At 72.4% G+C, this 26,589-nt stretch carries 14 protein-coding genes and 2 pseudogenes; 10 read left to right on the top strand and 6 right to left on the bottom strand.

All coding sequences use genetic code 11. From position 1 onward, the window contains the following. Positions 1–338 precede the first annotated feature (338 nt). A pseudogene (locus ACGFYY_RS35115) lies at positions 339–512 on the top strand (pirin family protein); the annotation flags it as partial. Between the two features lie 857 nt (positions 513–1,369). On the opposite strand, the gene ACGFYY_RS35110 reads toward ACGFYY_RS35115, so the two are convergent. Further along, positions 1,370–2,242, bottom strand: coding sequence for an SDR family oxidoreductase (locus tag ACGFYY_RS35110; RefSeq protein ID WP_393715735.1), 873 nt, complete (start codon positions 2,240–2,242; stop codon positions 1,370–1,372). 346 nt (positions 2,243–2,588) lie between these two features. On the opposite strand from ACGFYY_RS35110, the gene ACGFYY_RS35105 reads away from it, so the two are divergent. The 6 genes from ACGFYY_RS35105 (at position 2,589) to ACGFYY_RS35080 (ending at position 16,381) form a co-directional block, all read left to right on the top strand. Then, positions 2,589–3,140: an EF-hand domain-containing protein gene (locus ACGFYY_RS35105; RefSeq protein WP_393715733.1), complete on the top strand. Its 552-nt coding sequence runs from the start codon at positions 2,589–2,591 to the stop codon at positions 3,138–3,140. 346 nt (positions 3,141–3,486) lie between these two features. Next, positions 3,487–4,311: an SAM-dependent methyltransferase gene (locus ACGFYY_RS35100; protein ID WP_393715731.1), complete on the top strand. Its 825-nt coding sequence runs from the start codon at positions 3,487–3,489 to the stop codon at positions 4,309–4,311. A 57-nt stretch (positions 4,312–4,368) separates the two neighbouring features. Beyond that, positions 4,369–5,631 (top strand): cytochrome P450, encoded by a 1,263-nt coding sequence (locus ACGFYY_RS35095; RefSeq protein ID WP_393715729.1) that lies wholly within the window; start codon positions 4,369–4,371, stop codon positions 5,629–5,631. Continuing rightward, positions 5,628–12,929 (top strand): amino acid adenylation domain-containing protein, encoded by a 7,302-nt coding sequence (locus ACGFYY_RS35090; protein ID WP_393715727.1) that lies wholly within the window; start codon positions 5,628–5,630, stop codon positions 12,927–12,929. The genes ACGFYY_RS35095 and ACGFYY_RS35090 overlap by 4 nt, the downstream gene beginning before the upstream one ends. 4 nt (positions 12,930–12,933) lie before the next feature. Then, entirely contained in the window at positions 12,934–15,471 is a 2,538-nt protein-coding gene (locus ACGFYY_RS35085; RefSeq protein ID WP_393715725.1) for an FAD-dependent monooxygenase, read from the top strand. A 76-nt stretch (positions 15,472–15,547) separates the two neighbouring features. Beyond that, complete coding sequence (locus tag ACGFYY_RS35080; RefSeq protein ID WP_393715723.1) at positions 15,548–16,381, top strand: 50S ribosomal protein L11 methyltransferase; 834 nt, start codon at positions 15,548–15,550, stop codon at positions 16,379–16,381. Positions 16,382–16,409: 28 nt separating this feature from the next. On the opposite strand, the gene ACGFYY_RS35075 is transcribed toward ACGFYY_RS35080, so the two are convergent. From ACGFYY_RS35075 to ACGFYY_RS35055, 5 genes and pseudogenes are all read right to left on the bottom strand, one after another. Beyond that, positions 16,410–16,661, bottom strand: coding sequence for an acyl carrier protein (locus tag ACGFYY_RS35075; protein ID WP_393715721.1), 252 nt, complete (start codon positions 16,659–16,661; stop codon positions 16,410–16,412). Positions 16,662–16,689: 28 nt separating this feature from the next. After that, the gene (locus tag ACGFYY_RS35070; protein ID WP_393715719.1) at positions 16,690–17,700 is read right to left on the bottom strand and encodes a beta-ketoacyl-ACP synthase 3; all 1,011 of its coding nucleotides are present in this window, start codon (positions 17,698–17,700) and stop codon (positions 16,690–16,692) included. Between the two features lie 334 nt (positions 17,701–18,034). Further along, positions 18,035–19,210 (bottom strand): winged helix DNA-binding domain-containing protein, encoded by a 1,176-nt coding sequence (locus tag ACGFYY_RS35065; RefSeq protein ID WP_393715717.1) that lies wholly within the window; start codon positions 19,208–19,210, stop codon positions 18,035–18,037. A 120-nt stretch (positions 19,211–19,330) separates the two neighbouring features. Then, entirely contained in the window at positions 19,331–20,314 is a 984-nt protein-coding gene (locus ACGFYY_RS35060; protein ID WP_393715715.1) for an alpha/beta fold hydrolase, read from the bottom strand. A 438-nt stretch (positions 20,315–20,752) separates the two neighbouring features. Further along, positions 20,753–20,902: pseudogene (locus tag ACGFYY_RS35055) on the bottom strand (NAD(P)-binding domain-containing protein); the annotation flags it as partial. Positions 20,903–21,287: 385 nt separating this feature from the next. On the opposite strand from ACGFYY_RS35055, the gene ACGFYY_RS35050 reads away from it, so the two are divergent. The 3 genes from ACGFYY_RS35050 (at position 21,288) to ACGFYY_RS35040 (ending at position 26,505) form a co-directional block, all read left to right on the top strand. After that, positions 21,288–21,887 carry a TetR/AcrR family transcriptional regulator gene (locus ACGFYY_RS35050; protein ID WP_393715713.1) on the top strand — a complete coding sequence of 200 codons (600 nt, stop codon included), beginning with the start codon at positions 21,288–21,290 and terminating at the stop codon, positions 21,885–21,887. Between the two features lie 126 nt (positions 21,888–22,013). Further along, positions 22,014–23,069 carry a winged helix DNA-binding domain-containing protein gene (locus tag ACGFYY_RS35045; protein ID WP_393715711.1) on the top strand — a complete coding sequence of 352 codons (1,056 nt, stop codon included), beginning with the start codon at positions 22,014–22,016 and terminating at the stop codon, positions 23,067–23,069. Between the two features lie 382 nt (positions 23,070–23,451). Next, entirely contained in the window at positions 23,452–26,505 is a 3,054-nt protein-coding gene (locus tag ACGFYY_RS35040) for a hypothetical protein (protein WP_393715709.1), read from the top strand. Positions 26,506–26,589 lie beyond the last annotated feature (84 nt).

Raw genomic sequence — 26,589 nt, 5'->3', positions numbered from 1 at the left:
ACGACTACGCCCGTGGCGGCCCCCAGACGGACACCTGCCGGGCCGACCACGCGGACCACATCACAGAATGCCCCTGACCCCCACCCGCTGCCCCCCCCGGCCCAGTGGGGCCGGGGGGTTCCCCGTTTGCAGCGAGGCCAGGACCCGGAGGAGTAGAGCGCGGCGAGACGGTCGGGCCGACTCGGGTGCGGCGTCGAAGTTGGCCGGCCTGCCCCCCTCCACGACCGATGCGGCAATCAAGTTCCGGGAAGAACAAATCCTCCTGGTCATGCCCGCAGCAGAGCACGCTGATGCTGACCTTGGAGGACTCAAAACACTCTGGCCTGCGGAAACATCGGGAAATCCAATGGTTCTGGAACTGGATCGGACGGTCACACGATGATATCGCGCAGGCCCGAGAAGACTGGATGAACGGGTCGCGATACGGCGAGGTCAAGGGCTACGACGGCCCTCCGATTCCGGCTCCAGAACTCCCGCCGGCGCACCTGAGAGCCATGGGCAGGGTGCGTTGACCTGCTGCTTTATGCAGACGAGGGCTGGGTGCGGCGCTCGCACTCAGCCCTCCGCATTTCTTGGTGGAAGAGAAGCTGCCGAGCGCGGCCCGACAGCCTTCAGCGTGGGTGGTCGAGTCTCACGTGTTGCAGGCTGTAATCGGCTTTGCTCGGACGAATACTGACCTTTTGCTGACTTTACTGACGAGTAGTTAGATTGGCTCGCGGGCCGTACTGAGTCCCGGTCTCGACGATGGGCAGCGGGAGCTGCCGTTGCATCGCCGGCGCCCTGCGGCCTCGTCGGCGGAGGAGCCCAGGGGTGCGATCCGTCGCCGGGGTGCGTGCGCGGGTACGTTCCAGCCCTTGTGGACAGGTGGCAATAGCCTCGTTGGTCCGGTCTCGACCGCGAGGCGGTCATGGAAGTCTGCGCGGGCGCGCGAGGCTCACGGCGTGGGGGTGCGTTACGGGCGATGCCTTGACGCATATGCGACGCGCGTGACGCACGTTTGACGCACGGGCGGCGCAACTTCTGATGGGTCGTCATGCGTGATGGGCGACCGCTGGGCGGCCCTCAGCTGTACCGCGGCAGGGCTCTTGAAGTGGCTGGGGCGCCGGCTGCCGAGCTATTGGCATCCGTGCCTCATCCGGTTCTGGGCGGTATCGTTCCGTGGCGCCAGGTGGGATGCCGTCGGGCTGGCGGAGGGCGTGAGCGTCGTACGCACCCGGGGCACGCCGTGACTCCGGGCCGGACCCGGACCGAAGCCGAAACGTGGTTCGGCTGAACCACTCAAGCCGAACTCGGGATCCATCGACCTGCGCACAAGAAGGGCTTCCACCGAGCCCTCTGGTGCGGCCGGGCCGGAGGCGGTCGGGGGCGTTCAGTTCCGGAGGTTCTTCAGGGCCGACGTACCGCCGAAGACCCGGTCCAGGGCTCGGTCGGGCAGCAGCCTGGACAGCACGCGGCTGCCGGCCGCGTCGCGGCCGACGGTGTACCGGGTCCTGGGCCGTTGGGCGACCAGCGCGCGGAAGACCACCCGGGCGACGTCGTCGACGGTCGTGCGGCTGCTGCGGGCCGAGGTCTCGTTGGCCTCCATGAAGCCGAGGAACGAGTCGCGGTAGAGCTCCCGGACCTGCTCGGGAGCGCCCTCCAGAGCGCGGTTGCCCGTCTCTGACATCTTGGACCAGAGGGGGGTCAAGACGGCGCCCGGCTGGATCACCACGACGGGGATGCGCTGTGGGGCGAGCTCCCGGCGGAGCGCGTCGCTGAGGGCCTCCTTGGCGAACTGGGAGGCGGCGTAGGCGCCGAGGTAGGGAAGGGCGACGTTCCCGAGGCCCGAGGACACGTTAACGATCCGCCCGGTGGCGGCACGCAGCAGCGGCAGGAAGCCCTGGACCATCCGCACCTGGCCGATCACGTTGATGTCGAGCTGCCGGTGCATCTGCTCCATGGGTACGCACTCCAGCGGAGCCGTGACCGCGATGCCCGCGTTGTTGACCAGTCCCCACAGTCCGGCGCCGCCGAGGAGTCCGGTCACCTCGTCCGCGGCCGCCCGGACCGACTTCTCGTCCGTCACGTCGACGATCACCGGGGTCAGCCGGCCGGTTGCGGCCGCGCGCAGTCGTTCCCCGTCCTCGGGGCGGCGTACCCCGGCGAGGACGTGGAAGCCGACCCGGGACATGTGGAGTGCGCAGGCTTCCCCCAGTCCGGAGGAGGCCCCGGTGATCAGTACGGCCCGGCCTGCGGGTGACATCGGACCCGACGTTTTCGACACGTGTTCACTCCGGTTGAGAACTGGGAGGCGGGCGGGGCCGTGCCCCGCGGGCCGGGCGGCGGGTCGTGCCGCCCCTTCGCCGTCGTGGCAACGGTCATGCGGCCGGCGCCTTCGGCTCCCGGAGCAGACGGCGTCCGGCGAACGCGCGTTGCGTTCCGCTTCCGTGGGCGGGCTTTCAGTATGTGTGGCAGGTCGTGCCGAGCGCACTCCTACGGGTGGCCCGGTTGGGCCGAAGGAGTGGAAGGCGAGGATGAGCACTTTTGTGCGGGATGTACCCCGCGCAAAAGTGCTGGTGTACATCCCCCCTCGTCCCCAAGGAGGACACGTGACCGCCGCAGTACAGGACGTCATCACCATCAAGCTCGAGCGCACCTTCGACACCATGGACGCCAACAACGACGGCCACCTGGACTGGTCGGACTACCAGCAGCTCGCCGACCGCTACATCAAGGCGTACGGCCTCGACAAGAACGACCGCCGGGCCAGGGCACTGCAGACCTTCTGCCAGATCTACTGGCTGGAGCTGCTGCGCCACGCGGGCGTCGAAGGCGACCGGCTGACGAAGGACCAGTTCGTCACCGCCAACCGCCTCGCCGTCGTCGACACCAGCCGCCTCAACGTGACCGAGGGTGGCGGTCACGCGATCTTCGACGTCATCGACGTCGACGGCGACAACGAGATCAGCAAGGACGAGTTCGCGCGCTTCCTGCGGGACGTGTGGAAGAGCGAAGCGCCCGACGCGATGGACATGTTCACGCAGCTGGACACCGACGGCGACGGCGCCATCTCGCGCCACGAGTTCATCCGCGCCGTTCGCGAGCACTTCCTGTCGAACGACCCGGAGGCACCGGGCAGCCTGTTCTTCGGGCGCGTCTGAGCGGATCCGGCCGGTCCGTACGGGTCGGCAGCGTGCAGGCACCCAGCGCACCCGTCGCCCCTTCACCGGACCCACCGGATCCACCGCACCCGCTCCGCCGGGCACGGCCCCGTACCCGCCTCTCCCCGGGGGCGGGTGACGGGCGTGCCCGGCGGACGTGTGTGCCGGGCCGCCGTCGCCCGTTGCGCCGGACAGGTGAGACCCGTGTCCCCGAAACGGTGAAAACGCAGCTCGTTCGCCCTGTTCGGGTCGGCGGGCTTGGCACCATCGTCACGCTCCCCGCTCCCCGGAGGGCCCCTCCTCCAGCCACGGCGCGTGGCTCGACCCATCGTGAAAGGTCTCCTTCATGCTGACGCAGAACCGTCATACGTCCGGCGACGTGGGGACCTTCTACGACCGTCACACGGACGTGTACGACCACGCCCTCGGCGGTAACATCCACGTCGGCTACTGGGAGGACGACGCGGACGGCAGCTCCATGCGGGAGGCGACGGACCGGCTGACGGACCTCGTCACCGAACGCCTCGCCCCGGCCGAGGGGCAGCACCTGCTCGACGTGGGCTGCGGCCACGGCAGCACCGCGGCGCGCATCGTCGCCCGCCACGCAGTGGAGATCACCGGCATCAGCGTCAGCGACTACCAGGTGGACCTGGCCAACAACCGTCCCCTGTCCCCGGCCCTCCCCGGACGGGCCACGTTCCGGCTGGCGGATGCCATGGAGAACCCCTTCGAGGACGGGACCTTCGACGGCGCGTACGCCATCGAGTCCCTGATGCACATGAAGGACAAGAAGGCGGCCCTCGGTCACATCGCACGGGTCCTGCGTCCCGGCGGCCGGCTGGTCATCGCCGAGCACAGCCTCGCGGGCGAGCTCACCGGTCCGGACGCGGCCCGCATGGCCGACGCGTACGCGTACTTCAAGTTCTCCCTGACAACCGACATGTACGGGGAACTGCTGCGCGAGGCCGGTCTCGAAGTGGTGGACCACACCGACATCACAGGGAACGTCCAGCGCTGCTACGACAGCATGATCAGCGGCTGGCGGGACGCCGCGGACAACTCCAGCGGTGAGACGTCGCGCGAGTGGGCGACGGCGGCCGACCTGGGTCACTGGTTCTTCCTCGAGGTCCCGGAACTCCGCTACGGGCTCCTGACCGCCGTTCGCCGCTGAGTACTGCGAGCGCCGAGCACCGACGTCCACCGACTACCGCCGCCGAGGTCGTACACCATGTCCTCCCCGCCCTCCCGCGACCGCTGCCCCTACCGCGTGGACGGCAGCGCCGCGGACATCCACGGCGAAGCCGGGGCGCTGCGCGCGCTGGGGCCGGCTGCCCGGGTCGAACTGCCCGGCGGGGTACCGGCGTGGTCGGTGACCGACCCGGGTCTCGTCCGACGATTACTGGTCCACCCCCGGGTCTCCAAGGACGCCCACCAGCACTGGCCCGCCTTCGTCGACGGCGACCTCCCCGCCGACTGGCCCCTGCGGATCTGGGTCGACATCCGCACCGTCCAGACCGCCTACGGGCCCGACCACACCCGGTTGCGCCACCCCCTGGTGCCCGCGTTCGGCGCCCGCCGCGTGCGGGCGCTCGCCCCGTGGATCGAGGAGACCACCACGGCACTCCTCGACGACCTCGCCCGGGAGGCGGTCCTCGCCCCCGGCCGGGTCGTGGACCTGCGGAAGTGGTACGCCACGCGGTTGCCGTGGCGGACGGTCACCACGCTGGTGGGGCTGCCGGAATCCATGCACGACGGCTTCCAGGCCGTCAACGACATGGTCTTCACCACCGACCTGAGCGCGGAGCAGGCGAGCGACACCGAGGCGGAGGCCGCACGGCTCCTCGCGGAGCTGATCGCGCTCAAGTCCGAGCGGCCCGGCGACGACATCGCCACCGCACTGGTCGACGCGCACCGCGAGGGCCTGCTCGACGAGCGGGAGGTGGGGGACAACATCTGGATGGTGCTCGGCGCCGGTTACGGGACCACGGCGAACCTCCTCGACCACGCCGTGGTCAACCTGCTCACCCACCCGGAACAGCGGGACCTGGCCGTGTCGGGCAGGGTCGGCTGGGACCGGGTCGTGGAGGAGACACTGCGCCACCAGGCTCCGGTGGCCAGCTTCATGATGCGTTTCCCCACCGAGGACCTCCACGACGAGCCGACGGGACTGACGTTCGAGCGGGGCGAAGCCCTCGTCATCAACTACGCGGCGGTCGGCCGCGATCCCGGAGTGCACGGCCCGGAGGCCGATCTCTTCGACGTCACCCGCCCCACCGTCCGCGAGCACCTGGCCTTCAGCCACGGCCCCACCTACTGCCTGGGAGCCGAACTCGCCCGGCTGGAAGGCCGCATCGCGCTGTCCGCGCTCTTCTCCAGGTTCCCGGACCTCCGGCTCGCCGTCGGTCCCGACCGCCTGTCCCCCCTGCCCTCCCTCATCTTCAACGGCCACCGGGAGATCCCGGTACGGCTCGAAGGAAACCCCCACAGTTGAGCACCCACCTCGGATCACCGCGCCCCTTGACGTCGTACCAGCGAGACATCTGGTCCGTCGGATCCCGAACCCCGGAATCACCGCAGTTCAACTGCGTGCTCCACGAGCGTCTGCACGGAGGCGTCGACCACCGCGGGCTCGCCGCCTGCGCGGAACGCGTGCTGCACCGACACGAGACGTTCCGGCTGCGGTTCGCCGACAGCGCCGGCGTCCCCTTCCAACGGGTGGCGCCGGATCCGGTCCCGGTCGCCGTGGTCGACCTCTCGGAGGCGTCCGAACCGGACGCCGCCCGCGCCGAGTGGATGCGCGCGTCGATGGAGCGCGCCCTGCCGCTGGACGGCGGCCCCCTCGTCGAGGCCACGGTCCTCCTGGAGGGTCCGGACGTCACGCACCTGCACGTCAAGGCGCACCACATCGTCGCCGACGGCTGGACCCTCGACCGGCTGGGCCACGAGATCCTCCGGGAGTACGCACGGGCGCCGGAGGGCGGCTCCGTCCCGGAGCAGACCCGCTTCCGGGAGGACGGCCACGTCCCGGGGGGCGACCGGCGGGAGACCGACGGGGGAGCCCCCTCCTACCTGGCGCTCGTCGAGGAGGACGCCGCCTACCTCGCGGGGCCCGACGGAGACCGCGACCGCGCCTTCCACCGGGAGTACCTCGCGGGTGTGGCGCCCGTACTGTTCACCCGTACGACGGACGACGGCCCGCGCGAGCGGGGGAGCCACTCGTTCGTCCTCGACGGCGCCCTCGTCGACCGTGTCCGCGCCGCGGGCCACTGGCCCTCCACCTACGTCGCGGCCATGCTCGGCGTGTGGCTGACGCGCCTGCACCGCGGCGAGGAGGCGGTGCTCGGCGTCCCCTTCCTCAACCGTCCGACGAAGCGGCACAGGGACGTCCTCGGCCAGTTCGCCAACACCCTTCCGCTGCGGATCGCGGCCCCCGGCGGACTGACCGTCCGGGAACTCCTCGCCGAGGTCCGGGACACGACCCGCCGGCTCCGGCGCCACGAACGGCTCCCGCTCGGCGAGGTCATGCGCGAGGCGTCCCCGGCGGCCGGGGGCCCGCGGCAGCTCTTCGACGTGACGCTCTCCTCCGTGAACTGGTCCCGTCCGGACGTCCCGGGGATCGTCCGGCGCAGCGCCCTGATGGCCCCCTGCCACGACCAGGCGGCGCTGGGCGTCATGGTCTCCGCCTTCGACGACACGTCCGACGTCCGCGTCGACCTGGACTGCGCCCGCGACGTCTTCGACGATGACTTCCCCGTCGCCGCCGCGGCCGGCCACCTCAGGACGCTCCTGGAGCACGGGGCGGACCGGCTGGACCGGCCGCTCCGAGACGTGCCCATGCTGACTCCGGCCGAGCACCGGGACCTCACCGCCGGACGCGCGCACGGCCCCCGGGTGCCCTACGCGGACCGGGCGACCCTGCACGGGCTGTTCGAGGCCCGGGCCGCCGCCCACCCGGAACGGACCGCCGTCGTCACGGCGTCCGGCGAAGCGCTGACCTACGCCGAGCTCGACGAGCGGGCCGACCGCGTCGCCCGCGCCCTGCGGGCGGAGGGCGTCGGCCCGGACGACCGCGTCGCGGTGATGATGGAGCGGGGGCCGCGGCTGCCGGTCGCGCTGCTCGGCATCCTGAAGGCCGGCGGCGCCTACGTGCCCGTGGATCCCGACCACCCGTCCGAGCGCGTGGACTTCCTGCTGCGCGACAGCCGCGCCAGGCTGGTGATCGTCGACGGCGGGTCCGCCGGCCTCCCCCCGAGCGCCGGCGAAGCCCCCTCCGACCACCCCCCACGCGTACCGGTCCGGCCGATCGACGACCTGCTGAACGGCGGCGGCGCCCCGGTCGAGCCGGTCGCCACCTCCCGGAACCTCGCCTACGTCATCTACACCTCCGGCTCCACCGGGCAGCCCAAGGGCGTCATGGTCGAGCACCACAGCGTGGTCAACCGCCTCGCCTGGATGCAGCGCCGCTACCCGCTCGGGGAAGGGGACGTGCTCCTGCAGAAGACGCCGGTCTCCTTCGACGTCTCGGTGTGGGAACTGTTCTGGTGGGCCGTCGAGGGCGCGACCGTGGCCCTGCTGCCGCCCGGCGGCCAGCGCGACCCGCGCGAGGTCCTGAGAGCCGTCCGCGAGCACGGAGTCACCGCCGTGCACTTCGTCCCCTCGATGCTCGGCCCGTTCCTCGACCTGTTGGAGGAGTCGCCGGAGGCACGCCGGGGCATCGCGTCCCTGCGGTACGTCCACTGCAGCGGCGAGGCCCTGGCCGGGGCACAGGTCGAACGGTTCAACCGTCTCGCCGACCGGTGCCGTCGCGAGAACGGCGGCGAGGAGCCGACCCGGCTCGTGAACCTGTACGGCCCGACCGAGGCGACGGTCGACGTCTCGTCCTACGACTGTCCGACCGGCCCCGGCCACGCCGTCGTACGGGTCCCCATCGGCCGGCCGATCGACAACACCGGGCTGTACGTGCTGGGCGTCGACGACGTGCCGCAGCCCGTCGGCGTCGCCGGCGAGCTGTGCATCGGCGGAGTCGGAGTCGCCCGGGGCTACCTCGACCGTCCGGAGCTGACCGCCGAGAAGTTCGGCGAAGACCCGTTCGTACCGGGCGGCCGGCTCTACCGCAGCGGGGACCTGGCCCGGTGGCTCGCGGACGGCACCCTGGAGTACCTCGGACGGATCGACGACCAGGTCAAGATCCGGGGGCAGCGCGTCGAGCCCGGCGAGGTGGCGGCAGCCCTGCGAGCGGTCCCCGGGGTGCGCGACGCCGTCGTGGTGGCACGTACCACCGCCGACCGGGGAGTCGTCCTGGCCGCCTACTACGTCGCCGGGGCCGCGACCGGCCTCGACCCGGCGCTGCTGCGCGAGCGGCTCGGACGGGCGCTGCCGGCGTTCATGGTCCCGGCGTCCTTCACCCGGATCGACGCGGTCCCGCTGTCTCCCAACGGCAAGGCCGACCACCGCGCCCTCCCCGCGCCGGACGACACCGCGGGGATCTCCGGGGCCGCCGGAAGCGGGCGGCCGCGCGACCGCGCCGAGGCGGTCCTCGCCGAGGTCTGGGCCCGCGTCCTGGGCCACGACGCGGTGGGGGTGCACGACGACTACTTCGCCCTCGGCGGCGACTCGATCACCATGCTCAGGGTGCGCGCCGAGGCGGAGGCCCGGGGCCTGCGCCTCTCGCTCACCGACATCCTGAGGAACCCGACGGTGGCGGGTCTCGCCCCGTACGCCGAGGAGTGCGACGCGCCGGGCACCGAGGCCGGCCCGGCTCCGTTCGCCCTCGTGGCCGACGTGGACCGGGCCCGGCTGCGGGACGCCGAGGACGCCCATCCGCTGACCCGGCTCCAGCTCGGCCTGCTCTACCACAGCCGTCGGTACGAGTCCTCGGCCCGGTACCGGGACGTCTTCCGGTACACCCTGGAGATGCCGTGGGACGAGGAGGAGTTCCGCCGCGCCTTCGACCGGCTGACGGCCCGGCACCCGGTGCTGCGCTCCGCCTTCGACCTGAATGGCGCCGAGCCGTTGCAGGTCGTCCTGCCCCGGGCGTGCGGTGGCCTGGAGGTCGCCGACCTGCGTGCGCTGGACGACGCGGCGGCCGAGGCCGAGGTGGCCGCGCACGTCGAGGAGCGCCGCCGCCACCCGTACGTCTTCGACCGGCCGCCGCTGTACCTGTTCCGCGCCCATGTGCGCCCCGCGGCGGTCGACCTGGTCCTCAGCTTCCACCACGCGCTCCTCGACGGCGGGAGCGTCGCCACCCTGCTCCAGGAGCTGCTCCAGGACTACGCCCACGGCCTCGGCCTGGACACCGGCCCCGTGGACGGAGCGGCGCCCCCCTCACCGGCGGCCCACGTGCGGCTGGAGCGGGCCGCCCTGCGTTCGCCGGAGTCCCGGCGGTACTGGCGCGAGAAGCTGGCAGGCTGCGAGCCCCTGCCGGTCGAGTCGTTCTCGCCCCACCTGCCCGGCACCGGCCACCGTCCGGCCTCCCGGCGGGTCGACCTGCCCGCCGCACTCGTCGAGCGGGTGCGGAGCCTCGCCGCCGAACACGCCCTGCCCGTCAAGTCCGTGCTCTTCGCGGCGCACGCCCTGACGCTTGCGGCGCTCGCCGGCACCCGTGACGTCACCACGGGCCTCGTCACCCACGGCCGCCCCGGGACAGCCGGTGCGGAGCGCACCGCCGGGCTCTTCCTGAACACCGTGCCCGTACGGCTGGACACCGCGCGGGACAGCTGGCTGGAGGTGGCACGCGCCAGCTTCCGCCAGGAGCAGGAGGACCACCCCCATCGCCACTACCCGCTGAGCGCCGTCCAGGAGGATCACGGCGGCCCCGTCCTGGACACCGCCTTCAACTACGTGCGCTTCCGCCAGCTCTCGCGCGTGTTCGACGTGCCCGGTCTGCGCCTGACCGGGTTCCGCACCTGGGAGGAGAACGACTTCCGCCTCCTGGTGAACGCGATCACCGAACCGGACGGCACCGGCACGTGGCTACGGGTCGACTGCGACGGGGAGACCTTCCCGGCCGAGCAGGGCGACCTCTACGCGGAGTGCTATCTGGGCGTCCTGCGCCGTCTGGCGGAACAGCCGCACGAAGCGCCGGACTTCGCCTTCCTCGCCCCCCGCCCCCTCCTCGCCCCTCGGGCGGAGCACCCCACGGTCGTCTCCCGCTTCGCCGAGCAGGCGGCCCGCACCCCGGACGCGACCGCCGTGGTGGGGGGCGGGGAACGGTGGAGCTACGCCCGGCTGGCCAGTGCCGCGGAGAACGTGGCCGGGCGGCTGTGCGCGCTCGGCGCGCCGGCGAACGCCCGGATCGGGGTCGCCATGAACCGGTCCCCGCTGACCATGGCGGTGCTGCTGGGCGTCCTGCGCGCCGGATGCGCGGTCGTCCCGATGGATGTCGGCTATCCGCCCGCCCGGCTGGCCACCATGGTGGAGCAGGCCCGGCCCTTCCGCGTCGTGGCCGAGGCCGCACACGCCCACCTGGCCGGCGACCCGGCACTGCTGCTGCCCGCCGAGTCGGTGGCCTCACCCGCACCGGGCGGCGGACCGGCCGCACCGGCGGGGAGCGGACCGGGCGGCGAGGACACCGCGTACGTCCTCTTCACCTCGGGCTCCACCGGGACCCCCAAGGGCGTCGTCATGCCGCACCGCACCCTGGCCGCGCTGGTGGCCTGGCAGGCGACGGCGCCCAGCGCGGTCCCGGGCGGCGTCACGCTCCAGTTCGCGCCGCTGAGCTTCGACATCTCCTTCCAGGAGATCTTCTCCACGCTGTGCTCCGGCGGCACCCTGTGTCTGGCCGACGACGCGCGGCGGCGCGACATGCCCGCGCTGCTGCGCCTGCTCGACCGCGAGCGCGTCGAGCAGGTCTTCCTCCCCCCGGTGGCCCTCCAGCAGCTCGCCGAGTCCGCCGGGGCGCTGGGCGTCACACCGACGGCCCTGCGGTCGGTGATCACCTGCGGCGAGCAGCTGCGCGTGACGCCGGAGATCCGCGCGTTCTGCGCCGGGCTCCCGGGGGCCGTCCTGGAGAACCACTACGGACCCACCGAGACGCACGTGGTCACCGCGTTCACCATGGACGGGGACCCCGCGGCCTTCCCCGCGCTGCCGCCGATCGGCCGCGCCGTCGACGGCGCCGAGGTGCACGTCCTGGACAAGCGGATGCGCCCGGTGCCGATCGGGGCGCGGGGCGACGTGTACCTGGGCGGCAACTTCCTGGCCGACGGCTACGAGGGCCGCCCCGACCTGACCAAGGAGCGCTTTCTGCCGCACCCGTTCGCGGACGGGGGTCAACGGCTCTACTACACGGGGGACGTCGGCATGGTGCTTCCGGGCGGCGACGTCGTCTTCCTCGGGCGCGACGACGCGCAGGTGAAGGTACGGGGCTTCCGCGTGGAACCGGCCGAGGTGGAACTGGCCGTCACCGGCCTGGCCCACGGCTTTCCCGGCCTGCGCGACGCCGCGGTCGTGGCCCGCGAGCGGGCGGACGGCGAGACCTTCCTCGCCGCTTTCCTCCTCGGCGAGGGCACGGACGAGGACCTGGCCGGTGTCCGCGAGGGGCTGCGCGCCGTGCTGCCCGCTCACATGGTCCCCTCCCACCTGCAATGGGTCTCCCGGTGGCCGCTGACGCCCAGCGGCAAGCGCGACGACGCCGCACTGCGCCGCACCCCGCTGGCCGCCCCCGGCCGCGCTCCCGACACCGGTCCGCGCGACGCGTACGAGCGGACGCTGACCGAGATGATGGCGGACACCCTGGGCCTGGACGCGGTGGGGACGCACGACAGCCTCTTCGACCTCGGCGGCACCTCGCTGACCGCGATGCGGCTGGTGGTCCGGATCGAGCGGCTCTACCGGGTGCGCCTCCCCCTGGCCGATTTCGTCGCGACGCCCACCCCCGCCGGGCTCGCGGCCCGGCTGCGCGACGGTGGCGCGGAGGCCGCGTTCGATCCCCTGGTGCCGCTCCGCCCGCAGGGCACCCGACCACCACTGTTCATGGTCCACCCGATGGGCGGCACCGTGCTGTGCTACGTCGCGTTCGCCCGGCACTTCCCGGCCGACCGGCCGCTGTACGCGTTCCAGGCGGCCGGGGCCGACCCCGGCACCACGCCGCTGGGCACGGTGGAGGACCTGGCGGACAGCTACCTCACCGCGCTGCGCAGGGTGCGCCCGCACGGCCCGTACACCATCGGCGGATGGTCCTTCGGCGGCTTCGTCGCCTTCGAGATCGCCCGCCGGCTGAGGGCGCAGGGCGAGCGGGTGACCCTGCTGGTGGTGGACACCACCGCCCTGGACCAGGGACCACGCTCCTCCCACGACGACGAGGCCATGCTGGAGTGGTTCTTCCACGAGCTGCTCTGGCCGCGCGACGGGGGCACGGCACCCGCTCCGGCCGTCCCGGGCGGGGCCGGCCCGGCGGAGGAGAGGTTCGCGGCCATGGCCCGCGTCGCGGGCGAGCGCGGCATCCTGCCGGCCGACAGCTCCGGGTCCGTCGTCCGCCGCCTGTTCGACGTCTACCGGGCGAACTGGCAGGCGACGCTGGCCTACCGGCCCCCGCGCGAGGACCAGGACCTCACGCTGGTCCGGGCAGCTGAGCCGCTGCCGACCGTCCTGTCCGCCATGCACGGCGCCGCCCGCACCCGCCATCAGGACCCCTGCAACGGCTGGAGCGCCGTGACCGGCGGACGGATCCGAACGGTCCGGGTCCCCGGGGACCACCTGACGATGATGGAAGAGCCGCACGTGGCCCGTCTGGCGAGCATCCTCGCCGGACTGACCGACGTATCCGACCACGACCACGGAGTGGGCTGACGCCATGCCATTGGGACGTCCCGCGAAAGTCCTCGTCATCGGTGCCGGCATCGGCGGTCTGACGTGCGCGGTCGCACTCCGGCGCGTCGGCGTCGACGTCGAGGTGTACGAACGCGCCGCCGAGCTGCGCGAGGCCGGCTCCGGCCTGTCGGTCATGAGTAACGCCGTCACCGCCCTCGCGGGCCTCGGCATCGACCTGGGCCTGGAGAAACGCGGCCGGGCCGTGGAGTCGTTCAGGATCATGGACCGGCGCGGCCGGCTCATCAGGGACCTGCCGTTCGGGGAGGCCTGCGAGCGGGCGGGCGCGCGGAGCTTCTGCCTCAGCCGCGCGGACCTCCAGGAGGCCCTGCTGGCGGAGGCCGGCGACTGCCCGGTCCACCTGGGGGCGACCGCCGTCGGCTTCGACACCGCGGGTCCGGGGGTCACCGTCCGCTTCGAGGACGGCCGTTCGGCGAGCGGGGACGTCCTCGTCGGCGCCGACGGGTTCCACTCGGCCGTACGGCGCCACCTCGTCGGGCCAGAGCGGCCGCGGGACTGCGACCACCTCTTCCGGCTCGGCATCGTCCCCTTCCGGCACCCGCGCCTCACCGAGGGGGCCGTACGCCACTACTGGGGGCGCGGACAGCGTTTCGGCCTCATCGACATCGGCCACGGCCGGTGCTACTGGTGGGCCGCCATGAGCACCGGCCCCGGGGCGCCCGCCCCGGAACGCGTCAAGGACGCCGTCCGACGGGCGTACGAAGGGTGGGCCGAGGAGGTGCGGGCGGCGATCGAGGCCACCCCCGAGGCGGACATCCTCACCGTCCCCTCGCGCGACCGGCCCTTCCTGGAGCGGTGGGGCGAGGGACCCCTCACCCTCCTCGGCGACGCCGCCCACCCCATGCTGACCACGCTCGCCCAGGGTGCGGGCACGGCCATGGAGGACGCCGTCGTCCTGGCCCGCGCGCTGGCCGATCCGGCGACGCGTGACGACCCGGTGCGGGCCCTGCGCGCGTACGAGGACCTGCGCCGCGACCGCGCACGGGCGATGGTGGCCGGCTCCCGCGACATGAACAGGCTGACCCAGGGGGCCCATCCGCACCGGCGCGTGCTCCGCGACGCCTACTTCCGGCTGGTGCCCCGCCGCGTCCTCGTCCGCCAGACCGCGCAGGCCCTCACGTACCCCCCGGGCGGGCGGACCGCCGGGCCCGGTGACGTCCGCCGGGACCTGAGCCCCCTGGAACGGCTGTACTGGATCGCCGACCGGACGTCGCCGCTCAACGTCGTCGCCCGCGCCCGGGTCCACGGGCGTCTGTCCCCGTCGCTGCACCGCCGCGCCCTGGACGTCCTCCAGCTACGGCACCCCCTGCTGCGCGTCGCGATCACCGACGACGGGACCGGAGCACACCCCGCCTTCGTCCCCCTGGACGGACGACAGATCCCGCTCCGGCTCGTCCACGTGCGACCGGACGATCCCACCGCGGATACCCGGTGGCAGCACGAGGTCGATGAGCGAGAGCTCGCGGAGGGCCTGGACTGGCGCACCGGACCGCTGCTACGGGCCCTGGTGATCACATCGGCAGGAGGCGAAGACGAGGCCGAGGTCCACGACCTGCTCCTGACGGTCTCGCACGTCGTCGCCGACGGCAAGACGTGCCTGTCCCTGGTCCGCGAGTGGATCGAGATCGCCGCACTGCTGGACCGCGAGGCATCGCCGCAGACCGTTGCCCGGCGGGTCCTCCCCGCGACGGACGACCTGCTCCCGCGTCGCCTCCGGGGCGCGGCGGGCGCCGCCGGGTTCCGGGCCCTGATGCGCCGGGAGGAACGGGCGTCCGTGACCCGCCCCGCACAGCGGATCGTCCCCGACGGGCACGTCCCGTTCGAGCGGCGGCGCACCCGGATGACGCACCGGTCCCTCACCGCCGACCAGTTGCAGCACTTGGTGCGGGCGGCCAGGCGGCACGGCACCACGGTCCACGGGGCCCTGGCCGCCGCGATGGTGTCGGCGGTCGCCCGGGACGCGGGCACCCCGGCCGCCGCGTACTTCTCGATCGGTTCGCCGGTCGACTTCCGCGCCGACCTCGAACCGCCCGTCCTCCCGGACGAGGTCGGCACCTACGTGGCCACGGTCCCCACCCGCGTCCGGTACGAGCCGGGCGGGTCGCTGTGGCCCATGGCCCGGGACATCAGCCGGGACCTGGCGCGGCGCCGGAAGCGGAAGGACCACCTGGCGACGATCAGCCTGCCGCGCGTGGCGGGCCCCGGTTCGCTGGCGGACGGCGCCTCGTTCATGCGATTCATGGACGAGAAGGGGCCGATCAACCTCTGCCTGTCCAACGTCGGCCGCTACGACTTCCCCGACCGGACGGGCCCTTGGCGAATCGACGGCGCCCAGTTCCTCACGGGCGTCTCGGTGATGGGCGCCGTCGTGGCGACGGCGACCACCGTGCACGGCACGCTCGCCTGGAACTTCGGCTATGTCGAGGGCCTGGTCACGGAGTCGCGCGCGCGGCGCGTCGCCGACGACTCCGTACGGATCGTGCTGTCCGCCCTCGCCGAGTGACCGATCACGCCGGGCCAATGGCCTCCTTCCCCAGCTCCCGTCGGCCCTCCTCTCCCTCTTGAAAGGTCCCGTTCCGATGACCGGTGCTCCCGACCGCACACCGACACGACGCCGTGTCCTGCCCGCCGGCGAGAGCGGTTCGCTGTGGGAGGTCCGGCCCTCGTGCGGGATCTTGAAGTTCCGTGGCATGCGTCTGCGGCTCATGGTGGAGGACCCCTCGGAGGTCCTGTTCCCGACCGACTGCGGACTGAGCCTGCTCAGCGCGCTCGACGGCGCCGGCACCCCCGTACTGGAGGGCGTCAACGCCCTTGACATCGGCGCCGGTTCCGGTCTCTACAGCGTCGCCCTGCTCGCGGCCGGCGCCGAGCGGGTGACCGCCCTGGACATCAACCCCGCCTCCGTCGCCCAGACCGTGGCCAACGTGACGGCCAACGGGCTCGACCGCTCACGACTGACGTGCGTCACGTCGCCGCTGGAGGAGTACGCGCCGAGCGAGCGGTTCGACCTGGTGATCACCAACCCGCCGCACCTTCCCCACGACCCGGGCTACGCCAGGACGGACGGGCTGGAGACGGCCCTCGTCGCCCGGCGGGGCGGCCGCGCGGTGTACGACGCCGTCGTCGACCGCGTGGACGGGCTCCTGGCGCCGGGCGGCTGCCTGCTCATGGCGCACTCATCCCTCGCCGACGTCCCCCGGACCGTCGCGGAGCTCACCTCGCGCGGCTACGATGCCGAGACGCTGGAGGTCTTCGAGATGGACATCCCGCTGCTGGCGTACGCCGAGCACCGGGAGGCCCTGCAACTCCGTCTGAAGGAACTGCGGGAGCAGGGCCGGGCGGAGTTCGACGGATCGCGTTTCACGGTGCACGCCCTGCTGTTCCGGCGCCCCCGGGGCGCCGCCCGCCGCTGACGCCCCTCGCGGAGACGGCCGGCGGATGTCAGAGCGACGCGTCCCGCATGCCCTGCCTGTTCCGCTCGTCCTGCATCAGCCGTGCGATGTCGGCGACGGTGTCGGCTTCCCCCAGGGCGTCGAAGCTGATCTTCAGTCCGGCCTCCTCCTCCAGTACGAAGGACAGCTCCACCACGAACAGCGAGTCCAGTCCGAGGGCCGGCGGGGTGGCCTCGGGGGTCACCAGCTCGGGCCGCACCTGGAACCTGCCGGTCAGGATGCCGACCAGGGTGTCGTACATGTCGTTCCTCCGGAATGAGCGGGACGGGTCAGTGCGGTCGTGCGAGGCTCGGCCACACGAGGGTGGTGGCGCCCCAGGCGAGGCCGCCGCCGAAGGCGGTGAGCAGGACCCGGTGTCCGGGTTCGAGGTCTCCCGCGCGGTCGGCGCGGTCGAGCAGGATCGGGATCGAGGCAGCCGAGGTGTTGCCGACCCGCTCGATGTCGGACAGCACGCGGTCCGCCGCGACGCCCAGCCGCTGCGCGAGCATGGTCAGGATCCGCGCGTTCGCCTGGTGCGCGACGATCCGGTCCGCCTCCTCCGGCTTCCACCGCGCGGCGTCCAGCGCCGCGCGCGAGGCGGACGTCATGTGCTCCACGGCCCGCCAGAACACCTCCCGACCCTCCAGGCGCATGTACGGGTCGGCCGGGGCGCCTCCGGCCGTCGAGCGTTCCTCGGCCCCTCCGCCCCGTACGGTGATCAGATCGCGCCCGCCACCGTCACTGCCGAGGACGCAGGCCCCGAGGGCGCCGGGCTCCTCGTCGCGGCCCGCGCGCAGGACGACGGCGCCGGCGCCGTCTCCGAAGAGCATGCTCGTGGGGTCGGCCGGGTCGACGTTCAGCGAGAGCGTGTCCGCGCCGACGACCAGGACGCTGTCGGCCGTGCCCGCGGCGATCAGGCCCTGGGCGACCCCCAGTCCGTAGACGAAGCCGGCGCACACGGCCTGGACGTCCAGTGCGGCCGCCCCGGTCATCCCGAGGCGCGAGGCGACGCTCGGGGCGGTGCCGGGGCACGGTCTGTCCGGGGTCGTGGTGGCGACGACCACGGCCGCGACGTCACCGACCGCCGCCCGGGAGAGGGCCTCGCGGCCGGCCGCGACGGCCAGGTCCCCGCTGGTGGTGCCCGGCTCCACGACGTGCCGGAACCGGATGCCGGAGCGCTGGAAGATCCATTCGGGCGACCGGCCCAGGCGCTCCGCCAGTTCCTCGTTGGCCACCCGGCGCGGCGGCACGTACGACCCGACTCCCACCAGGACGGACGCCGGGACCGCTCGGTTCCTCACTGCCCCTGCCTTCGCTCCGGGAGACGGACCGGAAGCCTCGCGGAGATGTCCGCTCCAGACCTTCGGCAGTTCTCCCGACTACAGCCCCATGTGGCCACGTGCATGCGTAGATCCCCCATCGGGCACAGTGGTACCACGTCCAGAAGCCCGATGATCCGAGCGACGCGCGGTCCTGGACCACGAGGCGCCGCCGACGGGTTCTCGGAGGCAGTCGCCTGCGTGTCGGTGACCTTTCCCCGGCTGGCACTCCCGCTGAGCCCGCAGAGCCCGCTGAGCCCGCTGAACGGAAAGCGGAAGCCTTCGTCCGGTCCGCTGCGGCGGGTCGGGCGTTGCCCTACTGCGAGAGGTGTCGTTCGAGTGGGGTGCGGAAGCTGGGGCGGATGCGGGTTTCGCCGAGGAAGGCGGCGAGCCGTGCGGCGTGTGTGGTGATCGAGGTTCGGGCGTCGCGGTTGATGCCGGTACCGGCGAGGAGTCGGGTGACGATTTCGCCGTCGGGGCGTTGGGCCCAGCCGCCGATGATGCGGCCGTTCCACCAGAGGGTGGGGCCGATGTTCCCGTACCGGTCGAACAGCTCAGGGGCGTGGGTGGGGTCGAGGTACCAGTCGCGGTGGCGCCAGCCCATGGGGGTGGGGTCGAGTGCGGGCAGCAGGGCGGCGGCCGGCTCGGGGGCGGTGGGTGGGTCGAGTTGGGAGGGCAGGGCGTGTCCGGGGCCGCTGGTCAGGCCGACGTCGACGGCGGCTGTGGCAGCGAGGGCCGTGCGGGTGTCGGTCAGGGTCCAGCCGGTCCACCACTTGAGGTCTTCGGTGGTGGCGGGGCCGAAGGACTCCAGGTAGGCGGTGGCGAGTTCGGCGCGGGCCTGGTCGGCGGGGAGTTCGGGGTGGGGTTCGGCGATGGTCCAGCGGAACTGGGAGGAGGCCCAGGTGCCCAGGGGGCGGCCGCGGCGGATGCGGCCTTCGGCGGCGAGGGCGGACAGGACCCGGTTGGTCAGTCGCGGCCTGGACTCGTACGGCTTGCCGGCTGCGACGACGATCCGCTCACGCAGCTGGGGTACGGCGTCGGCGAGCTGGGTCGCGGACGCCTCGCCGCGCTCGGCGAGCGCGGCCAGGACAGCCTGTTCGGTGGCCCTCAGCCAGCGTGCGTCGTGGCCGAGCTGTGCGTTCAGGACCTTGAGGAGGTTTCTGCGTTCGCGGGCCGCGACGGTGCGTGCGGTGGAGGCGTCGATGACGGGTGCCAGGTGGCGGGGGACGACGAACATGGTGCGGCGCATGCACAGCATCCGCACCAGGGTGTGGTCGGTGTAGAGGGCGCGTTCGGCCTCGGCGAGGGACGGGGTGGCCAGGCGGGCGGCGAGGCCGAGGTGGACGGTGGCCGGGTCCGTGGCGTGCAGGGCGAGCACGGCGCCGACGGCTTGTTCGGGGGTGGCCGCGCGGGCCGCGGGAGTGAGCAGGTGCCGGGCGGTGAGCAGATGCCGCCGGTGCTCGTCGGTGATCTTCGGCCGTTTCGAGGTCATGATCGGAAACCCGGAGGCCGCGGCTGCCGGGCGGGTGTCCCTTCGGATGGGGCGGACGGAGCGGGGCGGCCCCGGGGCGCGGTGGCGTCCCGGGGCCGTGCTGCTGGTGGCGACGGCCGGTCAGCCGTCGATGGCCGCGAGCCATTCGGTGAGCAGCTTGCCGATCTCTTCGGGGCGTTCCTGCTGGAGCCAGTGGCCTGCGCCGTCGAGGATGTGGGTGGCGTGGATGTTCGGCATGGTGTGCTCGAACGCCTTGATGACCTCGCCCTGCATCATGACGGTGCCGTCCAGGGCGCCGCCGATGAACAGCGAGGGCTGGGTGATCGGCGCCCCGGCGTGGGGCTGGAGGTCCGCCCAGTCCTGGTCGAAGTTGCGGTACCGGTTCAGGGCGCCGACGAAGCCGGTGCGCTCGAACTCGCCGGCGTACACGTCCAGGTCGGCGTCCGAGAGCCAGCCGGGCTGAGCCTTGGGGAAGCGTTCGCGCATCTGGTGCCCGTGGGGGACCAGGACGGCCGGGGGCTCGGTCGGGCCGGCCATGGTGTCGGGGGACATGCAGGCGTAGAAGCCGCGCAGCCAGCCCCGCACGTCGGGTTCGATCTCCGCCTCGGCGCGGCCGGGCTCCTGGAAGTAGGCCACGTAGAACTCGTGCTCCGGAGGGGCCATGTGCGCGAACATCTCGCCCGGCTTCGGCCCGCCCGCAGGCGCGTACGGGATCGACATCAGGGCGACGGCCCGGAACGTCTCCGGGGCGAGGAGTGCGGAGTTCGCGGCGATGACGGACCCCCAGTCGTGGCCCACGAGGACGGCCTGCTCCTCGCCGAGGGCCTTGACGACGGCCACGTTGTCGGCGACCAGGTCGCCGATGCGGTAGTCGGAGACGTCGGCGGGCCTGGAGGAGCGGCCGTAGCCGCGCACGTCGATCGCGACGGCCCGGTAGCCGGCCGCGGCCAGCGCGGGGAGCTGGTGGCGCCAGGAGTACCAGGACTCCGGGAAGCCGTGCAGCAGCAGGACCAGCGGGCCGCTGCCCTGCTCCACCAAGTGGATCCGGCCCGCGGGACCCTTGACGGTGCGGTGGACGGGCTCGGTGAGGGCGTTGTTCGCCACGGGGATCATCCTCCACGGATGCACGAAAACTACACGGGGTGGTCCGTCCGGTACACGGGGGCGCCCTCGCTCACTATCGGGCGGCGTGGAACGCCCGCCACTGGAGGCGCTGCCGGGTCCGGACGGACCACCGGCTTACGAGAACCACGCTAGGACCCATTGCGGACAGATACGGTCCGCAATTGAGTGCGCGGCTTTCGTGGCCCCGGGCCGGGTGCGCTCCGGCACCACGCCTCGGCGCGCGGTGGGCGGGAGCCCGGCCGGTCGCGCGGCCCGTTCAGCGGCCCTTACCCAGGGTGTCGGCGCCGCTGATCGCGGATCACGCCGGAACGCCCGTCGACGCCTGCCTCGGCAGCCTTCTCGGCGTACCTGCTCCGGCCGGCCGATGATGCGCCCTCGGCCACCGCTGGACCTGCTACGGCTCGGCGTGAGGTCCGACTCCTTGTACGGGGCGTTGCCCATCATGTCGGGTTCGGTGCGGGCCAGGGTGGCCTGGGGATCGCGGGTGCCGACGTACACCTGGTGGCCCAGTTCGGCCAGTTTGGCGGCGTGCGCTCGGCCTCCGCCGCCGGTGCCGAGGACGGCGATCTTCGTGGACTCATGACGGACTCCTTGTGCGTGAGGGGTTGGTGCGAGGCGTTGTGCGGTGCCGGGCTTTCCGGGTGACTCCGATGACGTGGTCGTTCAGGGGGGCAGCAGCTCGCACGGGTTGGCGTCGCGTCCCGCGGCGCTTCTTCAATTAGTACATAGGTACAGATTGCCTGTCCAGCGTTACTGGTAAATCGGGCGAAAGTAGCAGAATCGGGGCGGGGGATGCCATGTCTGCTGCGTCCGCTTAGCGGTGGAACTCCTCAACTGGTCGGCGTCGACGAGCGGCGATCTGACGGTCTCGGAAGTGTCGGTTAGGATTGATACATTCGTTCAGGAATTTGGTTCTCTGATCGTGTGCGAGGCTCCAGGGAGTGATGTGGTGATGGCGGATGCGGGCGGCCCCAAGCGGCGCCGGTACGACCCGCGGGCGCGGGCCGAGGAAGTCGTCGCGGCCGCCGAGCGGGTCATCGCCGCCCGCGGTATCGAAGGGCTGACCCACCGGGCGGTGGCCGAGGAGGCCGGTGTCCCGCTGGGTGCGACGACGTACCACTTCGCAGGCAAGGACGACCTGATCCGAGCCGCTCTGCAGCGCTCGGTCGACCACTTCACCGCCTACCTGGACGACTGGGTGGCCCGGCGCCCCGAGCTCACACCGCAGCAGCTCGCCGTGCTGCTCGCCGACGCGCTGCTCGACGGCTTCGGCCCCCAGCGCGGTCAGCAGGTCGTGGAGTTCGAGCTGTATCTGGCCGCGCTGCGCCGCCCGGCGCTGAGGCCCATCGCCGACCGGTACATCGAGGCGAGTGTCGACGCCCTGTCCCGGTACGTCGATCCGCTCACCGCCCGCGCCGCCGCCGTGGCCGCGAACGGGCTGACCCTGCGGGGCCTGGCCGGCAGTGAACCCCCGACGCGTGCCGAGGTGGAGGGCATCCTGCGGCTCATCCTCACCGCCGCCCCCGCCCGCCCGGACATCCAGGACAGCTGAGGAACCACCGTGAGCAGCATCCCCCGCCCTCGGATCACCGACCGTGAGAGGCGCGCCCGCCTGGTGCGCCGGTAGCTCCTCCACCCCGGGGCGCGGGTCGCCGGCGTACGGGAGGCGGCGCGGTCGGTGCTGGCGCTGCACGCCACCGACGCGGCGACCGTGTACCTCTCCGCCGCCGCCCGGCTCGCCGCCCCCTGTGCCGATTCGGTGGAGCGGGAGCTGTACGAGAGGGCCGCGCTGCTGCGGATGACCGCGATGCGCTGCACCCTCTTCGTGACGCCCAGCGAGCTCGCCCCGGTGCTGCTGGCGGCGGTCGGGCGGCCCCACGCGGCCGTACGCCGCAAGCAGCTGCTGCGGCAGCTGGAGTCGTCCGGGATCGGGGACGAGCGATGGCTTTCGACGGTGTCCCGCCATGTCCTGGCCGCTCTCGCCGGGCAGGGCGAGGCGAGCACCACCGAACTGGCCGCCGAAGTGAGCGGGCTGGAGCGGCAGATCGTCGTCGCGCCCGGCAAGCGGTACGAGTCGCGCCGCAGCGTCGCCGCCGATCTGCTGTTCGTGCTGGCCGCCGAAGGGCGTGTCGTGCGCGCGACGCGAAGGGGCGGCTGGACCAGCAACCAGCACGCCTGGGCCCTGGGCCCGGACCTTCCCGGGATGGAACCGGCGTCTGCGCGGGCCGAGCTGGTGCGGCTCTGGCTGGGCGCCTTCGGCCCCGGCACCGTTGCCGACGTGCAATGGTGGACCGGCTGGACCGTCACCGACACCCGCAAGGCCATCGCCGCTTCGGGAGCGGTGGACGTCGACCTGGACGAGGGCACGGGACACGCCCTCGCCGGGGACCTGGAGCCGGCCGGTGGCGCCGAGCCCTCGGCGGTGCTGCTGCCCGCCCTGGACCCCACCCCCATGGGCTGGCGTGACCGGGGCTTCCACCTCGACCCCGCCCACGTCCCCGCGCTCTTCGACCGGATGGGCAACATCGGCCCCACCGTGTGGTGGGACGGCCGGATCGTCGGCGGATGGGCCCAGCGCGAGGACGGCACCCTGAACTGGCGGCTGCTCACCAACCCCGGCCGCGAGGCCCGGTCAGCCGTCGAGACCGAGGCGCACAGGATCGCGTCCTTCCTCGGGGAGCGTCGCTTCACCCCTGCCTACCGCACGCCGCTGGAGCGCGAACTCGCCTGCTGAGCCGTTCCTCGGGGGCGGTCTGCACATCGCCGCGATGCTGATGCGACATGTGCCGTGGCGCTCCCGGCGCTGCACGGCAGCCGACGACCGGGAGTGGGCGGCCGCGAGTGGGGCCTGTGCTCGGCCGCTCTCCGGTAAGCCGGCCCCTTCGCCGTGGGATCCGGCCATGGCGCGCGCGGGCGGTCGCGCACCGCACTGCGCGACGTGCACGTTCCATGACTCTGTGTGGTGCTTTCCGGCCAAGCTCGACAAAGCGTGGAGGGAATGTGATCAGCCTGTGTAATTTCGAGCGGCCGGGGAGCGCCGTGCTCCCTGCCTTCGCGCGCCCCACGTCCATGGCGTGCCAACGGAGTTCGCCTCATCGTCTTCGCAGGGGGATCCCATGAGTAGTCCGAGCGCCGGAACACCGGCCACCAACACGTCGGGGACGCAGACGCCCGCGTTCGAAGTGGACAAGGCCATGCTCGACGGCCCGACGCCCAAGGACCTGCTGCCGACAACCGGCAACTACCCGGTGGAGATCGTCCGCTACCGCTCGGTGGTGCTCACCGACATCCCCGGGGCGAAGCCTACGCGCAAGCTGACCGGCGCGATCGACCTGGGCGAGGAGAACCTGCCGTTCTACGACCGCCCGGCCGAGGGCATGATCGTCACCACGGAACAGAGCTGGTCGGCGCAGGGCGTCACGCTCGGCCGACTGCTGCACAGCCTCGCGCTCGCCCCCGGCGAGAGCACCAGGGTCGCCGTCGTCGACTGGCAGCGCACCACCAAGGCCACGGGCACCGAGACGACCGCCGAGGCCGACACGCTCTCCAGCACCACCGACCAGGCCCGGTCGATCAGCGAGGTCGCGAACGCGATCGCCCGCGAGGAGCAGTACGGCAACTCCCAGGCGTTCCAGACCAGCAAGTCCTCCAGCTCCGGCGGCAGCATCGGGGTCTCGTTCTTCGGGATGGGCGGCGGGGGCAACTGGGGCGAGTCGTCGAACACGGGCTTCGCGACCGCGGTGTCGCGCTCGACCGGCGTGAAGTCGGTCGCCGAGGAGGCGACGCAGCGGATCAGTGCCCGGACCCAGCAGCTCGCGACCGCGGCCCGCAGCCGGAACATGACGGTCGTGCGCGAGACGTCGCAGGCGGAGAAGGACCAGGTCCTCACCCGGGTGGTCACCAACTACAACCACATGCACGCGATGTCGGTGCAGTACTACGAGGTCGTCCAGGTCTACAACGTGACGACCAAGCCGACCAAGCTGGAACGCTGCCTGTTCATCCCGCTGCAGGAGCTCCACTTCAACTACTCGAGCCTGCAGCGGTACAAGGAGGTGCTCGCCTCGGTGGCGCCGGCCGACTGGGCGGCGAAGATCCGGGCGGCCAACCCCTTCGACACCACCGTGCGCAAGCTGGACGCGTGCACCGCTCCGGAGGCGCCGCCGGCCCAGGAGTTCGACGGGGTGGATCTGGTCGACCTGACCGCGTCGGCCGCGGGCGTGTACGGGGTGCGCAAGAACGACGGCAGCCCGGTCCGGTTCGATCCGGCGGCCCGGCAATGGAACCCGTTACCGTCCACCGGCCTGGACAGCAGCCTGATCCGCATCGCACCGGGCAAGAACACCGTCTGGGCGCTGAAGACCGACAACACGCTCGTGCAGTTCGACGGGACCATCTGGAAACCCGACCCGCAGGCCCCGACGGGCCTGAGCCTCGCCTGCGGAACGGACGAGGTGCTCTACGTCGTCGCGGCCACGGACAACATGCTCTGGCAGCGCGCCGCGAACGGCACCTGGCAGAACCTGAACATCGCGGCCGACGAGGTCGCCGTGGTCGGCAAGGACAAGGCCTGGTACTCCCGGCAGGGGCGGGCGTACGCGCGCCAAGGCACCACCTGGTCGGAGCGCAATCCATCGCTGACGAACGTGCAGCGCCTGTCGGCCGCCGCGGACGGCATCCTCTTCGCCACCACGACCGACGGCAAGGTCACCTTCGTGGATTCTGGCACGTTGAGCGCGGCCACCGCCGGCATCAAGAACGTCCTCCAAGCGCTGGCCAACGGGACGACGACGAAGATCGTCTCGTCCGTCAGCGGAGACTACTGGCTGACCCGCAGCAACGGCTCCCTCTTCCGTATCCTCGGCGCCGCACGGGAGACGCCGGTGCCCTTCGACGTCCCGCCGAAGGCCGACTCCCCGTACGCGACGAAGATCGACGCCTGGTACGACGAGGTCGGAATCCGCAGCATCCAGGTGGTCTTCCAGGGACAGACCTTCCGCTGCGGCGACACCGGCGGCTCCGGTGTCCAGCAGCGCACGTCCTACACCTTCCCGGGCGGCGACAAGCTGATCTCCGTCGACGCCTGGTCCGGCACCGGCGCCCGCGGCAGCCTCGCCGGGCTGCGCCTGACCATGACCTCGGGCGTGGCGAACTTCGGAATCGCCGCCACGACCAGCGTCCCGCCGGACCTGACGGAAGACGCCGGCGGCGCCGCCATCTGCGGACTCTTCGGCTCGACAGTGAAGTCCGACAGCCGCACGTACGTCTCGTCGATCGGCTTCTACGTGCGCGGCGGGAACGTGGCACAGGCGGTACTGGACCACCTGAACGACAACCGCCGCCACTACAGCCAGGCCGTCTGGGCCAACGCCGACGAGCTGACGCTCAGCCGCATCCTCGCCAACTACTCCTACACACCGGCCGGCTCCAACGCCGCACCGGTCCTGCTCGGCACCCTGCTGGACCCCAAGCCGATCGCCGCCACCGGCAACTACCTCGGCTTCCGCTGGAACTTCGCCAGCGAGAAGGAGCGGGACGACTGGACCAACTCCCGGAAGGCGGGCGACAACACCTTCGGCACTCCGGTGACCAACACGATCGCCATCGCGACCAAGGGCGTCTTCGCCGAGGCCGTTCTGGGCCGGTCCAACGCGGCCGAGAAGATCGATCTCACCCGCTTCTGGAACTGGAAGGACTCGCCCATCCAGATCACACCGGCCGATATCGCGCCGGTGTCCACCGCCTCCCGCGCGCAGAACCTCGACACCACGGTGGCCGCTCTCGGATCGACCCAGGCGAAGTTCAGTCCGCTCGCGGCGACGCCCGACCCGGTCGGCCTCCAGACAGCGCAGGCCATCGCCACCGCGAGCCTGTTCCGCGACATGAGCGGTCTCAACACCATGAGCCAGGTGCTCACCAAGGGCATCGAGGCCGCCGCCGGCAACGACAAGGAGGCCGGCCAGCGCGCCCAGGAGGCGTTGAAGACCGCCACCGAACACCTGCAGAAGATGAGCCAGATCGCCGTCGACGCCGCCGGCAAGGTCGCACCGGCCGTGACCGGCGGCGCCAACCTCAGTGCCCTCGGCGGCATGTTGAACCAGGGCGGCAAGGCAGCTTCCGACACCAAGCCCGACGCATCGTCCAACGGAGGCTCCGCAGCCAAATCCTGACGCCGCACCCGAGCGGGCCCGGGCCGCGGGGCCCGGGCCCGCTCGGCCTGAACGACGGAAGGCGCCGGACGGTCGCGCCCGAGA

The organism is Streptomyces sp. NPDC048331 (genome assembly GCF_043201215.1).
In the GTDB taxonomy this organism is placed as follows: Bacteria; Actinomycetota; Actinomycetes; order Streptomycetales; family Streptomycetaceae; genus Streptomyces.
The sequence above is the reverse complement of the archived record's forward strand: the minus strand, read 5'-3'. Positions and strand labels throughout refer to the sequence as shown.